We start from the raw sequence: 15,619 nt of genomic DNA, 5'->3' as shown, positions 1-15,619 counted from the left end.
AACAGCGCTGTGTCAAGGATCACAACACACCTGTGACCTGCGAAAACGCGGTCGATCAGGAGGCGCACCGGTGCCTTGACACCTCAGAGTGATAGCGCTCACACTTCCGCCTCGAACGAGCCAGCAACGTCGCGCGACCCGGCCGGAGACGCCCTGTACACGGCGCCATCCGCCATCGGCGGCACGCCTCGCTGCGACCCGCGCGTTCGTGCACCACCCCGGACCGGACGGGACGACCCGCACGGCACACCTCGACGAGGAGGACCTGTGTTCAAGAAGACGATGGTGGCCGCGATGGCGGCGGCGGTGGCCCTGGGCACCGCGGCCTGCGGGAGCGGCGACGGTGACGACAGCGGCAGCGGCGGCGGTGGTGGTGGCGGCGACACGATCACGATGGGCTTCGCCCAGGTCGGCGCGGAGAGCGGCTGGCGGACCGCCAACACCGCCGACATCCAGCGGGCCGCCGAGGACGCCGGTATCGAGCTCCAGTTCTCCGACGCGCAGCAGAAGCAGGAGAACCAGATCTCGGCGATCCGCTCGTTCATCCAGCAGAAGGTCGACGTCATCGCCTTCAGCCCGGTGGTCGAGACGGGGTGGGACGCCGTCCTGCTGGAGGCCAAGCGGGCCAACATCCCCGTCATCCTCACCGACCGCTCCGTCGACACCGAGGACGAGTCCCTCTACGTGACCTTCCTGGGGTCGGACTTCATCGAGGAGGGCCGCAAGGCCGGCGAGTGGGCGGTGGAGAACTGGGGTCCCCTGGGCCAGGTCAACATCGCCGAGCTGCAGGGCACGACGGGCGCAGCGCCGGCCCTCGACCGGCAGGAGGGCTTCGCCGACGCCATCGCCGACACCCCGAACCTGAAGATCGTCGCCTCCCAGACGGGCGACTTCACCCGCTCCGGCGGCCGAGAGGTCATGGAGGCGATGCTCAACTCCAACCCGGAGATCAACGCCGTGTACGCCCACAACGACGACATGGGACTCGGGGCGATCGAGGCCATCGAGGCCGCGGGCAAGGTGCCCGGCAAGGACATCCAGATCATCACCGTCGACGCGGTGAAGGACGGGATGCAGGCACTCGCCGACGGCAAGATCAACTTCATCGTCGAGTGCAACCCGCTGCTGGGTGACCAGCTGATGGAGCTGGCGAAGAAGGTGGTGGCCGGGGAAGAGGTCGAGAGCCGGGTGGTGACCGAGGAGACGACCTTCACCCAGGAGCAGGCGAAGGAAGCACTGCCCGACCGGCAGTACTGACCCGCACCGCTCCACCCCGTCCCGCCGCCCGCCTGCGACCAGGCGGGCGGCGGGGCACCTCGCCGAAGGGGCGCCCGATGACCTCAGCCAGGCTCCAGCCGTCCGACGGGCGCGATGCCCCCGTCGTGGAGATGTCCGCCATCACCGTCGAGTTCCCCGGCGTCAAGGCCCTGCAGGCGGTGGACCTGCGGCTGTTCCCCGGCGAGGTGCATGCCCTCATGGGCGAAAACGGTGCCGGCAAGTCCACCTTGATCAAGGCCCTGACCGGCGTCTACGCGTACGACACCGGGACGGTGACCGTGGCGGGCGAGCAGCGGGAGTTCAGCTCGCCGGCCGACGCCCAGGCGGCCGGGATCAGCACGGTCTACCAGGAGGTCAACCTCTGCGCGAACCTCTCGGTGACCGAGAACATCACGCTCGGCCGGGAGCCCCGCCGGCTGGGCCGCATCGACCGTCGCGCCGCACGGGAGCGGGCGCGGGCCGTCCTCGCGCGGCTCAACCTCCGGATCGACCCGGACTCCACGCTCGCCACCCATCCGATCGCGGTCCAGCAACTGGTCGCCATCGCGCGCGCCGTCGACACCGACGCCCGGGTCCTGGTGCTCGACGAGCCGACGTCCAGCCTGGACGCCGACGAGGTGGCCGAGCTCTTCCGGGTCGTCCGCGCCCTGCGCGACGAGGGGGTGGCGATCCTGTTCGTCTCCCACTTCCTGGACCAGGTCTACGAGATCTCCGACCGGATGACGGTGCTGCGCAACGGCCAGCTGGTCGGCGAGCACCGCACCGTCGACCTGCCCCGATTGCAGCTCATCCAGGAGATGATCGGCCGCGAGCTGACCACGCTCGAGGACCTCGAGCGCGCGGCCACCCGCCAGGTGCCGCCCGGCGCCGTCCCCCGGCTGTCCGCGCGCGGGGTCGGACGCGCCGGGGCCCTGGCTCCGGTGGACGTCGACGTCCACGCCGGTCAGGTCGTGGGCCTCGCCGGCCTCCTCGGCTCGGGCCGCACCGAGCTCACCCGGCTGCTCTTCGGCGCCGACCGGATCAGCACCGGTGACCTGCACGTCGACGGACGACCCGTCCGCTTCCGCACCCCCCGGTCGGCCATCGCCCGGCGGATCGGCTTCTCCTCGGAGGACCGCAAGGGCGAGGGCGTCGTCGGGGACCTCACCGTCCGCGACAACCTGCTGCTGGCCATGCAGGCCCGCCGCGGCTGGCTGCGGCCGATCCCCCGACGCACCGGCGACGAACTGGTCCAGCGCTACATCCGCGCCCTCGACATCCGCCCCGCCGACCCGCAGGCGCTCCTGCGCAACCTCTCCGGCGGCAACCAGCAGAAGGTCCTGCTCGCCCGGTGGCTGCTCACCGAACCGCGGCTGCTGCTGCTCGACGAACCGACCCGCGGCATCGACATCGGCGCCAAGGCGCAGATCCAGCAACTCGTCGCCGAGCTCGCCGGCGAGGGGATGTCGGTGGTCTTCGTCTCGGCCGAACTGGAGGAGGTGGTGCGGATCTGCGACCGGGTGGTGGTGCTGCGCGACCGGCACAAGATCGCCGAACTCGACGGTGCCGACACCTCGGTGGACGATGTCGTCGACCTCATCGCCCGTGGAGGACGGTCATGACGCTTCCGGTGCGGATCAGCCGTTCCCCGTTGCTGTGGCCGCTGGCGGCGCTGCTCGCGCTGCTCCTGTTCAACCTCGTGGTGAATCCGGGGTTCTTCACCGTCCGCATCCAGGACGGACACCTGTTCGGCTCCCTCGTCGACGTCCTCAAGAACGGCTCCCCGACGCTGCTCATCGCGCTGGGCATGACGCTGGTCATCGCCAGTCGCGGGGTCGACCTGTCCGTCGGCGCCGTCGTCGCGATCTCGGCGGCGATCGCCTGCACCTCCATCGCGTCGGCCGACGACCCGTCCTCCCCCGGCGCGGCCATCGTCGCGATGACGTCGGCGATCGGGGTGGGCCTGCTGCTCGGCGCCTGGAACGGGCTGCTGGTCTCGGTCTTCGGCATCCAGCCGATCATCGCCACGCTGGTGCTGATGACCGCCGGACGCGGGATCGCCATGCTGATCACCGACGGCCAGATCATCACGGTGAACAACGAGACCTACTCGTGGCTGGGCGGTGGGCACGTGCTCGGCCTCCCGGCCCAGGTGGTGGTGACCGGGCTGATCCTGCTGCTGGTCGCGGTGCTCACCCGGCGGACCGCCCTGGGCATGCTGGTCGAGGCGGTCGGCATCAACCCGGCCGCCGCCCGGCTCGCCGGCGTCCGCTCGCGCAGCATCACCTGGACCGTCTACGTCTTCGCCGCCTTCGCGGCCTCCGTCGCGGGGCTGATGATCAGTGCGCAGGTGAACGCCGCCGACGCCAACCGCGCGGGCCTGTTCATCGAGCTCGACGCCATCCTGGCGGTGGTGATCGGCGGCACCTCGCTGGCCGGTGGGCGCTACTCGCTGACCGGCACGGTCATCGGCGCCCTGGTCCTGCAGACGCTGACCACGACGGTCTACAGCGTCGGCATTCCGTCGCAGTACTCGACGCTGTTCAAGGCCGTCGTCATCATCGTGGTCTTCCTCCTCCAGGCACCGCGGCTGCGGGCGGCGCTGCGCCGGCGTCGGCGCCCGGCACCACCCCCGCCCGCCTCCGGCGGCCTGCCCTCCGGCCCGGTGCCGGTGGGCACTGACCTCGGCCCCACCCCGACGGCCGTCGGCGCACCGGCGGTCCCGACCGGCAGGGAGCCGTCCGGCTCGACCGTGGTGGGAGCAGGGAACGACCCGGCCGAGGGAGCGCTCCGATGACGGTCTCCGACACCCGCCCCGCGAGCGAGGGGGCCGGCTCGACCGCGCCCGCACCGCCGCCCGCGTGGCAGACCTGGCTGCGGGCCAGCACCACGGGGTCGCGGACGTTCTCGGTGCTCGTCACCGCGGTCCTGCTCGTCGTGCTCTTCGGCGCGGGCTCGGTGCGGTACGAGAACTTCGGGACGCCGCAGGTCGTGCTGAACCTGTTCGTCGACAACGCGCACCTGATCGTCCTCGCGGTCGGCATGACCTTCGTGATCCTCACCGGCGGCATCGACCTGTCCGCCGGGGCGGTCGTGGCCCTGTCCACGGTCATGGCGGCGCGCATGCTCGAGGCCGGCTGGTCGGCGCCGCTCACCGTCCTCGCGGTGCTGGCCACCGGCGCCCTGCTGGGCTGGGCCATGGGCGCCGCGGTGCACCACCTGCAGCTCCAGCCGTTCATCGTGACGCTCGCCGGGATGTTCCTCGCCCGCGGCCTGTGCTTCGTGATCAGCGTGCCGTCCATCCCGATCCGCGATCCCGCGTTCACGTCGCTGGCCACGAACTTCGTCGAGCTCCCCGGAGGCACCTTCCTCACCTACAGCGTGTTCATCGCGCTGACGGTCCTGATCGCCGCGATGTGGGTGCTGCACCGCACGCGCTTCGGCCGCACGGTCTACGCGGTCGGCGGGAACGAGAACTCCGCCGCCCTGATGGGCCTGGCGGTCAGCCGCACCAAGGTCGGCGTCTACGTCATCAGCGGCACGTGCTCCGCTCTGGCCGGCCTGCTGTTCAGCCTCTACATGCTGTCGGGCTACAGCCTGCACGGGATCGGCATGGAGCTCGATGCCATCGCCGCGGTGGTGATCGGCGGCACGCTGCTGACCGGTGGGGCCGGCTACGTCTTCGGCTCCCTGCTGGGCGTGCTGGTCCTGGGCACCATCCAGGCGCTGATCTCCTTCGACGGCGGCCTCAGCTCGTGGTGGACCCGGATCACCATCGGCGTCCTGCTGCTGGCCTTCGTCGTCGTCCAGCGGCTGTCCACCCGCAGCGCCGGGTCCAGCGGGTGAGCGGGACGCTGCCGCGGACCGACGGCGGTCGCACGCCCGCACGCGCGGCCCGCCCGGCGGTCATGACCGACGTCGCCCAGTTGGCCGGGGTCTCCCACCAGACGGTGTCCCGGGTGCTCAACGGCCATCCGCACGTCCGCCAGGAGACGAGGGAGCGGGTCCTCGAGGCGATGGTCAAGCTGGGCTACCGGCGCAACCTCACGGCGCGCGCACTGGTCACCCGGTCGACCGCGACCATCGGTGTCGTCGCCTTCGACACCACGCTGCACGGGCCGGCCAGCACCCTGTTCAGCATGGAGGAGGCGGCCCGGGCCCGCGACTACCGGGTGAGCGTCGTGACCGTTCAGGACCCGGACGAGGACGCCTTCGCCGAAGCGGTCGACCGGCTCCTCGAGCAGTCGGTGACCGGCGTGGTCGTGCTGGCCCCGCAACGCGCCGCCGTCCGCGTCATGACCGGCCTGCCCCCGCACCTGCCGGCCGTGGCCGTGGAGGGCGGGGCCGCCCCCGGGATCCCGTCGGTGGTCGTCGACCAGGTTGGGGGCGCCATGGCGGCCACGCGGCACCTGATCGAGCTCGGCCACCGCCGGATCGCCCACGTCTCCGGCCGGGAGGACTGGATCGAGGCCGACGCCCGGCGTCGCGGATGGGAGCAGACGCTGACGGCGGCCGGCCTCGCGGTGCCCCCTCCGCTCGCCGGGGACTGGAGTCCGCGATCGGGCTACGAGGCGGGTCGCCGGCTGCTCACCGAGCTCCCGGACACGACGGCGGTGTTCGTCGCCAACGACCACATGGCGCTCGGGCTGATCCGGGCGGTGTCCGAGGCCGGGATACGGGTTCCGGAGGACATGAGCGTGGTCGGGTTCGACGACATCGCGGAGGCCGAGTTCCTCCGCCCGCCGCTGACCACGGTGCGGCAGGACTTCGCCGAGGTGGGACGGCGCTGCGTCGACGTCCTGCTGGCCCGGATCGCCACCGAGGTCACCTGGTTCGACGGTCCACCGGTGGTCGTCCCGGCGCAGCTGCTCGTCCGCGACTCCACCGCGCCGCCGCGGAACCCACCTCCGCAGCCCTGAGCGGGTGCCCGCGCGACGGCGACCCGGGTTGGCCGGCTCGGAGGCCATCGGCGAGGCTCGTCGCATGACCGCCCCCTGCTCCGTCACCAGCGAGGTCGGCCGGCTGCGCACGGTGCTGCTCCACCGACCGGGTGCCGAGCTGCGCCGGCTGACCCCGCGCAACAACGACCAGCTGCTCTTCGACGGCGTCCCGTGGGTGGACCGCGCGCAGGAGGAGCACGACGCGTTCGCCCAGGCCCTGACCGACCGCGGGGTCGAGGTGCTGCACCTGGACCGGCTGCTGGCCGAGGTGCTGTCCTTCCCCTCGGCGCGGACGGAGCTCATCTCGGCGGCGGTCGACGACCCGCGGCTGGGCGCCACCCTGCAGCGGTCCACCACGGCGCACCTGTCCGACATGGATCCCGAGGTGCTGGCCAACACGCTGATCGCCGGGCTCGCCCATGACGAGCTGCGCGGTGGCAAGGGGCTCGCCTACGAGGTCATGGACCGCGGCGACTTCGTCGTCCCCCCGCTGCCCAATCTGCTGTTCACCCGCGACTCCTCGGTCTGGGTGGCCGACGAGGTGGCCGTGACCTCGCTGGCCATGCCGGCCCGCCACCGGGAGAGCACGATCACCGCCGCGGTCTACGCGCACCACCCCCGGTTCGCCGGGGTCGAGCAGCTGTACGGGGCGCGCCTGGAGCACCTGGAGGGCGGGGACGTCCTGCTGCTGGCCGCGGGGGTGGTGGCGGTCGGGGTCGGGGAGCGGACGACGCCCGGCGGAGCGGAGCGGCTCGCCCGCCGGCTGTTCGCACGCCGACTGGCGCACACGGTGCTGGTCGTCCCGATCGCCCAGCAGCGGGCGACGATGCACCTCGACACCATCGCGACCATGGTCGACGTCGACGCGATGGTCATGTACCCCGCGGTCGCCGACTCCCTCGTCGCCTGGACCGTCACCGCGCCCGACGGCTCCCCCGCCCACCCGGCCGACGACGCCGACACAACCGAGCTCGCGGTGAGCGGCCCGCAGCCCTTCCTGACCGCGGCCGCGGCCGCCATGGGGATCGACCGGCTGCGGGTCATCGACACCGGCCTGGACCCGGTGACGGCCGAACGCGAGCAGTGGGACGACGGGAACAACACCCTCGCGCTGGCCCCCCGGCTGGCGGTCGCCTACGAGCGGAACACGGTCACCAACGCGGCGCTGGAGGCGGCCGGCATCGAGGTCGTGCGCATCGCGGGGTCGGAACTCGGCAGTGGTCGCGGCGGGCCGCGCTGCATGTCCTGTCCGGTGGCGCGCGACCAGGTTTGAGGTCGAAGCGCTACTCCGCGTTGCGGCGCGCGGCGTGGTGACGGACCGGTTCGCTCGGTACCTGGAACTCGTGCCGGCGATTAACTGTTACCCGTGATACAGCTCACTGCACTGCTGCAGTGAACCCCCGGGGGATAGATGTCCAAGCACGTCAGAGCACCACTCGTCCTGATCGCCGCATTCGCGATGGCCCTGCTGTGGGTGGTGCCCGCGAGCGCTCTGCCGGGGGACGAGACGGAGCCCGCAGGCCCGACGACCTCGGAGATCCTCGACTCCCTCACCGGCACCACGGCCAGTGGGACGGCGGAGACGAGCGGCCCAGGGGCCACCGGCAGCTCCACGGAGTCGGAGAGCAGCGGCGCTGCGACGGCTACCCGGACCGCCCCACCGCCGCCGGCCGGCCGAATCGCAGGGCTGGGTGAGGGTGCCGGCGCTCTCGTCGAGGGCGAGAGCTCATCCAGTTCCAGTTCGAGCTCCAGCTCCAGCTCCTCGACCAGCTCGAGCAGCCCGGCAAATCCCGGGACCTGCATCGCGGGCGTGGTGCAGAAGCTGGCGACCGACCTGCAAGCGGCTCTCGGCGCCAACGGTGAGGAATTCGCCGGCCTGCTCGAGGACGCCCTCGACCCGGCGAATGCGGCGAACCTTCCGGCCTTCCTCGCGACGCTGCCCGACCTGCTCGCCGAGCAGGGAGAGGACCTGTCCACGGAAGGCGAGCTCATCCTGACCAAGGCGGGTGAGGACCTGCAGAAGTGCCTGCCCACGCCCCCGACGGGTGGCGGCACGCAGACCACCGCGCCGACGAAGTCCTCGGGCTACTACACGCCTCCGGCCCAGCAGCCGGCCGCCTTCCAGTACAAGAACTGCGACGAGGCCCGCGCGCACGGTGCCGCACCCGTGTACGCCGGGACCTACGGCTACGGCAGCCACCTCGACAGCGACTCCGACGGGACCGGCTGCGAGGAGACCGCAGCCCCGGTGGCACAGCCGGTCGCCTACTCCGGCGACGGCGGGAAGCTCGCGTACACCGGTGTGGCGACCGAGCCGCTCGTCGCGTGGGGTGCGGCGCTGCTGGCCTCCGGCGCGTGGTTGATCCTCTCCGGACGCCGCCGGGCCTGACCACTCCGCAATCCGTCCGGGCGGACCCCAGGCTCAGGGGGTCCGCCCGGACGGCTCGGCCATTACGCTCCGATCCCTCCGCGCCATCGCCGATGGTGCAGCGGGAAAGGACGACGGGTGACGGGAACGGACCGGGCGAGCGGGCGGATCGCGGGCATCGGCGGGGGCCTGGTCGGCTTCCTGGTGTTCGTCGAGTTCACCAGCGGCGTCCTCCAGGGCTACTACATCCCGCTGCTCACCGACGTCGCACGCCACCTCGACATCCACGACGCCGACGTCAACTGGCTCGAGGCCGCGCAGCTGATGCTGTCGGCGATCGCCGTCCCGATCCTGGCGAAGCTCGGCGACCTGCACGGCCACCGCCGGATGCTGCTCGTCTCCGCGGCGCTGGTCGCCGCGGCGACCGTCGTCCTCGCCTTCGCGCAGAGCTTCCCGGTGTTCCTCCTGGCCTGGGCGGTCCAGGGCATCTACGCGGCCTGGCTGCCCCTGCAGGTGGCGCTGATCTACAACCGGTCACGGGGGCTGGCCGACCCGGCCGCGCAGACCCGCCGCGCCACCGGCCTGATCGTCGCCGCTCTGCAGTTCGGCGCGATCGTCGGCGCCCTCGGCGGTGGGCAGGTGGGGAGCGTCCTCGCCGACCAGTTCTGGCTCGTCCTGCTCGTCCCCGGGCTGCTCGTCGTCGGGGTCTGCGCCGTCGTCGCACTGCGGGTGCCGGAGAGCGTGGACCGCCAGGCCGGCAGCGTCGACGCCACCGGCGCGGCACTGCTCAGCGTCGTCCTGCTCGTCATCACCGGCGGGCTGACCTTCGTGCGGATCAACGGCGCCGGCGAGGCCTGGCCGTGGCTGGTCACGGCGCTGGGCCTGCTGCTGGTGATCCCGTTCGTCCGCTACGAGCTCGGCCGCCCCGACCCGCTGGTCGACTTCCGGGTGCTCCGCAGCCCGTCGATGTGGCCGGTGCAGCTCACCGCCGGGCTCTTCGGCATCAGCGTCCTGGGCGCGCAGGGTCCGCTGTCGACCTTCGCGCGCACCGACCCGGACGAGTACGGCTACGGGCTGGGTCTCTCGACGAGCATGGTGTCGATCGTCATCGGCGGCTACGTCATCTCCATGCTGATCGGCGCCAGCCAGTTCTCCCGGATCTCCGCACGCACCAGCCCTCGGACGACCCTCATCGGCGCGGCGCTCCTGGTCGGCGCCGGCTACCTGCTGCTCGTCCCGCTCCACGGCTCCCTGCCCCAGGTGCTCGCCTGCATGGTGGTCGCGGGGCTCGGCTCCGGCGCGCTGGTGGCCGCGCTCCCGGCCGCCGCCGCCGCTGCCGCCCCGGCCGGCCGCACCGGTGTGGCCACCGGCCTGACCAACACCACCAAAGTGCTCGGTGGCAGCTTCGCCTCCGCGACGTTCGCCGTCGCCCTCGTCGCGGGCGCGCCCACCATGGTCGACGGCTCCGAGGGGACCGCGGGCTCGCTGGGCGGCTACATCACCGTCTGGGTGGTCTGCGGCGTCACGGCGCTGCTCGCGGCCGTCGCGCTCGTCGTCGTCCCCCGGCTCGCCTTCTCCGACGATCCGGCGGCCGCGGACCTGCGCTCGGTCGCGCCGGCGACGGAGCTCCGGCCATGAGGGCGGCGCTGGTGGCCGCGGCCTGCGGTGCCGCCGTGACCGCCGCGGCGCGGAGGGTGGCCCGTTTCCGCCCGCCGGAGGTGCACCCGGACCCGGCCGACCTGGACGGCTTGGACGCCGAGGCCGCAGCCGAACGGCTCGCCGAACTGGTGCGGATCCCGACCATCTCCTCGCGGACCCCCGGCGAGGTGGACACCGAGGCCTTCGAGCTCTTCCGGCAGCGGCTCACCGAGCTGTATCCCGAGACCCATCGCGTGCTGGAGCGCGAGGTGCTCGGCGACGGTGCGCTGCTCTACCGGTGGTCCAGCGGCGTCGACCTCCCTCCGCTGGTGCTCATGGCCCACTACGACGTCGTCCCGGTGGCCGGCCAGAAGTGGTCGCGCGACCCCTTCTCCGGCCTGGTCGAGGACGGGGTCGTGCACGGCCGCGGCGCCATCGACGACAAGGGCGCGCTGGTCGCGGTCCTCGAGGCGGTGGAGTCCCTGGTCGCCGCCGGCGTCAGCCCCGCCCGCGACGTCTACCTCTCCTTCGGCAACGACGAGGAGGTCTTCGGCGTCGGGGCGCAGCTGGCGGTGGAGGCGCTGGGTGCCCGCGGCATCCGCCCCTGGGCGGTCATCGACGAGGGCGGCGCGGTGGTGCGCGGGGTCTTCCCCGGCGTGCCCCGCCCCACCGCCGTCGTCGGGCTGGCCGAGAAGGGCCTGCTCGACGTCGAGCTCATCACCACCGACGCCGGTGGCCACGCCTCGTCCCCGGCGCGGGGCGGCGCCCCCGCCCGGCTGGCGAGGGCGATCACGCGGATCGACGACCACCCCTTCCCGGCCCGGCTGCACGACGTCGTCCTCGGGATGGTGGACGCGCTCGGCCGGCACTCCCCCGCCGGCTACCGGGCGCTGTTCGCCCACGCGGAGTACCTGCGGCCGGCCCTGGCGGCGGTGCTCTCCCGCGCGAGCCGGGAGGCGAACGCGCTGGTCCGGACGACGGTGGCGATCACCCAGCTCGAGGGAAGCAAGGCGCGCAACGTGCTGGCGACCCGCGCCCGGGCGCACGCCAACATCCGGATCGCGCTCGGCGAGACGGTGCAGTCGACCCTCGAGCGGCTGCGCCGGATCGTGGACGACCCGGAGGTGGAGTTGCGCGTGGTCGCGGGGAACGACCCCTCACCGGTGTCGCGGGCCGACAACGAGGCATTCGCGCTCATCGGCGCCGCCGTCCGGTCGGTCTACCCCGACGCGGCCGTGGCGCCGTACGTGATGGTGCAGGCCAGCGACGCGCGCCACTTCAGCCAGGTGTGCGACAGCGTCTACCGCTTCATGCCGTTCGACCTGAGCCGCGAGGAGCTCGCCACCCTGCACGCCGCCGACGAGCGGCTGTCCGTGGCGGCCCTGCACCGCGGCGCCGGCTTCTACCGGTACCTGATCCGCCACCTCTGAGAGCGGCCAAAGTGACCATTTTGGCCATCTGCCGGAGCGGAACGTCCGACGAGACGGGCCGAAATGGCCACTTTGGCCCTTGGATCAGAGGCGCTGGTTGAGGCGGTGGTACGCCGCGCTCCAGCGCAGCTCCTTGGCCAGCGAGCGACGCGTCGTGTCGGCGTCGATGAGCACCAGCTCGGTGGAGAACACCTCGGCCAGGTCGGTCAGCTCGTCGGCCCCCAGCTGGGTGGTCAGCACCGTGTGGTGCGGGCCGCCGGCCGTCAGCCAGCCCTCGGTCGCCGTGGCGAAGTCCGGCCGGGGCTCCCAGACCGCGCGCGCCACGGGCAGGTTCGGCAGCGGCTCGTCCGGCTCGACGACGTCGATCTCGTTGGCCACCCAGCGGAACCGGTCACCGAGGTCGGACCACCCGATGACGACGCCGGGAGCCGGGTCCGCGTCGAAGACCAGGCGGGCCGGGTCCTCGCGGCCGCCGATCCCCAGCGGGTGCACCTCGAGCCGCGGCTTCCCGCCGGAGATGGTCGGGCAGACCTCGAGCATGTGGGCGCCGAGGATCTTCTCGCTGCCCACCTCGAGGTCGTAGGTGTAGTCCTCCATGAACGACGTCCCGCCCGGCAGGCCCGCGCCGGCGACCTTCAGCACGTGGAGCAGCGCCGAGGTCTTCCAGTCGCCCTCGCCGCCGAAGCCGTAGCCGTCGGCCATCAGCCGCTGCACGGCGAGGCCGGGGAGCTGGCGCAGACCGCCCAGGTCCTCGAAGTTCGTGGTGAAGGCCCCGAAGCCACCTTCCTCGAGGATCCAGCGCAGCCCGGCCTCGATGCGGGCCTGGTAGCGCACCGCCTCGTGCTGGTCCCCGCCCGGCAGGACGTCGGCGGACATGTCGTACAGGTCGGCGTACTCCGCGACCAGCTCGTCGACCGCGGAGTCCTGCACCGCGTCCACGACGGCCACCAGGTCGTTGACGCCCCACGTGTTGACCGACATGCCGAAGCGGATCTCCGCCTCCACCTTGTCGCCCTCGGTCACCGCGACGTTGCGCATGTTGTCGCCGAACCGGGCCAGCTTCAGCCCGCGGGCGGCGGCCGCACCGGCGGCCGCGCGCGCCCAGGAGCCGACCCGGGCACGGACGCGCGGGTTCGAGACGTGCCCGGAGACCGTCGTCCGCGGGACGCGCAGCCGGGTGAGCATGAACCCGTACTCCCGGTCGCCGTGCGCGGCCTGGTTGAGGTTCATGAAGTCCATGTCGATCGTCGCCCACGGCAGGGCGGCGTCGGCCTGGGTGTGCAGGTGCAGGAGCGGCTTGCGCAGCGCGTCGAGGCCGGAGATCCACATCTTCGCCGGCGAGAACGTGTGCATCCAGGTGATGACGCCGAGGCAGCCCGGGTCCTCGTTGGCCTCGCCCAGGATCCGGCGGATGGCGCCGGCGTCGGTGAGCACCGGCTTCCAGACGACGCGGACCGGCACCTCCGCGGCCTCGTCGAGGGCCGTCGCGACCCGCTGGGACTGCGCGGCGACCTGCTGGAGGGTCTCCTCGCCGTACAGCCCCTGGCTCCCGGTCAGGAACCAGACCTCGCGACCTTCGAACGGGGCAGTCACAGGGAAGTCCTCCATCAGCGTTGTCCGTACACGTTCTGGTACCGCGCGTAGAGCGAGTCGATGTCCGCCTGCGCGATGGGGATGGGCTCGCCGAGCTGGCGCGAGAGGTGCACGGTACGGGCGACGTCCTCGGTCATGACCGCGGCCTTCACCGCCGCCTTCGCGTCCCGGCCGATGGTGAAGACCCCGTGGTTCTGCATGAGGACCGCCGGCGAGCGAGAGTCCTTCAGCGTCGCGACGACGCCCTGCCCGATCGAGTCGTCACCGATGAGCGCGAAGGGGCCGACCGGGATCGGGCCGCCGAACTCGTCGGCCATCGCCGTCAGGACGCACGGGATCTCCTCGCCCCGGGCGGCCCAGGCGGCCGCGTACGGGCTGTGCGTGTGCACCTGACCGCCGACCTCGGGCATGGTCCGGTAGACGTAGGCGTGGGCGGCGGTGTCCGACGACGGCGCCTTGACCCCGTCGACGACGGTCCCGTCCAGGTCGCAGACCGTGATGCCCTCCCAGGTCAGCTCGTCGTAGGAGACGCCGCTGCCCTTGATGACGAACAGCTCCTCGCCCGGCACCCGGCCGGACACGTTGCCGGCCGTCCAGGTGACCAGGCCGTAGCGCGTGAGCTCGGCGTGCAGGGCGGCGACGTGCTCCCGCAGCGCGCGGTGGCTCCCCCGCTCGGTCGGGGTGGGAACGCTCATGCCGGCTCCTCCTCGGTCGGGACGGTCGCGGTCGGCTCGCTGTCGGCGGTCTGCCGCCGGCCCACCGCCACGTGCGCCACGGCGGCCCGCTCGACCGGCAGGGCGGCGACGTAGCGCCGCATGAACGCGTCGAAGCCCTCGACGTCGGCCGGGTCGGGGTGGACGGTCTGCAGGGTCGCGCCGGTGAAGACCCTGGTGTCCAGGTAGTCCGCCAGGGCCTGTTCCGGCGCGCACCGACCCGAGGAGCGATCGGCGGCGAAGGCGGCCAGGACGGCGATGCCCCAGGCCCCTCCCTCTCCGGCGACGTCGCCGACGGAGACGGGGGTGTCGATGGCGGCGGCGAGGAACCGCTGCGCGACGCCCTCGGTCTTGAACAGGCCGCCGTGCGCGAACATCCGCATCAGCCGTACGCCCTCGGTCCTCTGCAGGACGTCCATGCCGATCCGCAGCGTGGCCAGGGACGCGTAGAGGTGCGTGCGCATGAAGGACCCGAGGTCGAGCCGGCTGTCCGGCGACCGCAGGAAGAGCGGCCGGCCCTCCTCCAGGTCCGTGATCGGCTCCCCGGAGAGGTAGTTGTAGGCGAGCATCCCGCCGCCGTCGCTGGCACCGCCCAGGGCCGCGGCGAACAGGGTCTCGAAGACCTCGGAGGTGCCCACCTCGGACCCCAGCGCGCGGGCGAACTCGGTGAACAGCCCGGCCCAGGCCTCCAGCTCGCTGGCCCCGTTGTTGCAGTGCACCATCGCCACCGGGTCGCCGGCGGGTGTGGTGACCAGGTCGAGCTCCCGGTGCACCCGGGTGAGCTCGTGCTCGAGCACGACCATGGCGAAGATGCTCGTGCCGGCGGAGACGTTGCCCGTGCGCGGAGCGACCGAGTTGGTGGCGACCATGCCGGTACCTGCGTCACCCTCGGGAGGGCACAGCGGGATGCCGGGACCCAGCCGCCCGGACGGGTCGAGCAGCGTGGCGCCCGCCGCGGTGAGCGTGCCGGCCGGGCGGCCGGCGAGGGCGACGGCGGGCAGCAGGTCGGCCAGGGTCAGCTCGACCCCGGCCTCGGCGGCCAGCTCGTCGAACCGGGCGAGCATCGTGGCGTCGTAACCGCCGGTGCTGCTGTCGATCGGGAACATGCCGCTGGCATCACCGATGCCGAGGACCTTCTCGCCGGTGAGCTGCCAGTGCAGGTAGCCGGCCAGGGTCGTCAGGTGGTCCAGCCGGCCGAGGTGCTCCTCGCCGTCCAGGATCGCCTGGTACAGGTGCGCGACGCTCCACCGGTGCGGGATGTTGACGCCGAACTCCACGCTGAGCCGCACGGTGGCCCGGCCCGTGTTCGTGTTCCGCCAGGTGCGGAAGGGCGTCAGCAGCTCGCCGTCGGCGTCGAAGGCGAGGTAGCCGTGCATCATCGCGGACACGCCCATGCCCCCGACCGTGGACAGGTCGACCCCGTGGCGGCGGCGCACGTCGTCGGCCAGGGTCGCCACGCTCTCCTGCACCCCGGCCCGGACCGCGTCCAGCGAGTACGTCCACAGCCCGTCGACGAGCTGGTTCTCCCAGTCGGAGCTGCCGACGGCGAGCGGCTCGTGGTCCGGGCCGATCAGCACGGCCTTGATCCGGGTCGACCCCAGCTCGATCCCGAGGGCGGTGCGACCGCCGGTGATCGCTGGGCCGGCTTCCATCGTCATCTCAAGGCACCCTCTCGCCGCC

The 15,619-nt window shown here is 72.6% G+C and carries 12 protein-coding genes; 9 read left to right on the top strand and 3 right to left on the bottom strand.

The features are described 5' to 3' along the window. The first annotated feature begins 267 nt into the window (after positions 1-267). The 9 genes from CRP30_RS11715 (at position 268) to CRP30_RS11670 (ending at position 11,633) form a co-directional block, all read left to right on the top strand. The gene (locus tag CRP30_RS11715; RefSeq protein ID WP_200814714.1) at positions 268-1,257 is read left to right on the top strand and encodes an ABC transporter substrate-binding protein; all 990 of its coding nucleotides are present in this window, start codon (positions 268-270) and stop codon (positions 1,255-1,257) included. Positions 1,258-1,334: 77 nt separating this feature from the next. Then, positions 1,335-2,879 carry a sugar ABC transporter ATP-binding protein gene (locus CRP30_RS11710; protein ID WP_200814713.1) on the top strand — a complete coding sequence of 515 codons (1,545 nt, stop codon included), beginning with the start codon at positions 1,335-1,337 and terminating at the stop codon, positions 2,877-2,879. Continuing rightward, positions 2,876-4,054 carry an ABC transporter permease gene (locus CRP30_RS11705; protein WP_097184187.1) on the top strand — a complete coding sequence of 393 codons (1,179 nt, stop codon included), beginning with the start codon at positions 2,876-2,878 and terminating at the stop codon, positions 4,052-4,054. Before CRP30_RS11710 ends, CRP30_RS11705 begins: the two co-directional genes overlap by 4 nt. After that, the gene (yjfF, locus tag CRP30_RS11700) at positions 4,051-5,103 is read left to right on the top strand and encodes a galactofuranose ABC transporter, permease protein YjfF (protein ID WP_097184186.1); all 1,053 of its coding nucleotides are present in this window, start codon (positions 4,051-4,053) and stop codon (positions 5,101-5,103) included. The genes CRP30_RS11705 and yjfF overlap by 4 nt, the downstream gene beginning before the upstream one ends. Then, positions 5,100-6,176: a LacI family DNA-binding transcriptional regulator gene (locus CRP30_RS11695; RefSeq protein WP_200814712.1), complete on the top strand. Its 1,077-nt coding sequence runs from the start codon at positions 5,100-5,102 to the stop codon at positions 6,174-6,176. Before yjfF ends, CRP30_RS11695 begins: the two co-directional genes overlap by 4 nt. Positions 6,177-6,240: 64 nt before the next feature. Next, the gene (locus CRP30_RS11690) at positions 6,241-7,470 is read left to right on the top strand and encodes an arginine deiminase (RefSeq protein ID WP_097184911.1); all 1,230 of its coding nucleotides are present in this window, start codon (positions 6,241-6,243) and stop codon (positions 7,468-7,470) included. A 537-nt stretch (positions 7,471-8,007) separates the two neighbouring features. Then, positions 8,008-8,586, top strand: coding sequence for an excalibur calcium-binding domain-containing protein (locus CRP30_RS11680; RefSeq protein WP_200814711.1), 579 nt, complete (start codon positions 8,008-8,010; stop codon positions 8,584-8,586). A gap of 117 nt (positions 8,587-8,703) precedes the next feature. Then, positions 8,704-10,203 (top strand): MFS transporter, encoded by a 1,500-nt coding sequence (locus CRP30_RS11675; RefSeq protein WP_097184184.1) that lies wholly within the window; start codon positions 8,704-8,706, stop codon positions 10,201-10,203. Next, entirely contained in the window at positions 10,200-11,633 is a 1,434-nt protein-coding gene (locus tag CRP30_RS11670; protein ID WP_200814710.1) for a M20/M25/M40 family metallo-hydrolase, read from the top strand. Before CRP30_RS11675 ends, CRP30_RS11670 begins: the two co-directional genes overlap by 4 nt. An 84-nt stretch (positions 11,634-11,717) precedes the next feature. On the opposite strand, the gene araA is transcribed toward CRP30_RS11670, so the two are convergent. From araA to CRP30_RS11655, 3 genes are read right to left on the bottom strand one after another with little or no spacing between them, the layout of a single operon-like run. Then, positions 11,718-13,226, bottom strand: coding sequence for an L-arabinose isomerase (araA, locus tag CRP30_RS11665; RefSeq protein ID WP_235003347.1), 1,509 nt, complete (start codon positions 13,224-13,226; stop codon positions 11,718-11,720). 14 nt (positions 13,227-13,240) lie between these two features. Then, positions 13,241-13,921, bottom strand: coding sequence for an L-ribulose-5-phosphate 4-epimerase (locus CRP30_RS11660; protein WP_097184182.1), 681 nt, complete (start codon positions 13,919-13,921; stop codon positions 13,241-13,243). Next, positions 13,918-15,597, bottom strand: a complete 1,680-nt coding sequence (locus CRP30_RS11655; protein WP_097184181.1) for a xylulokinase — start codon at positions 15,595-15,597, stop codon at positions 13,918-13,920. The genes CRP30_RS11660 and CRP30_RS11655 overlap by 4 nt, the downstream gene beginning before the upstream one ends. Positions 15,598-15,619: the final 22 nt, after the last annotated feature.

Origin of the sequence: Blastococcus haudaquaticus, from assembly GCF_900230285.1 — a bacterium.
Lineage (GTDB): Bacteria > Actinomycetota > Actinomycetes > Mycobacteriales > Geodermatophilaceae > Blastococcus_B > Blastococcus_B haudaquaticus.
This window is presented reverse-complemented; position numbering and strand designations above follow the sequence as displayed.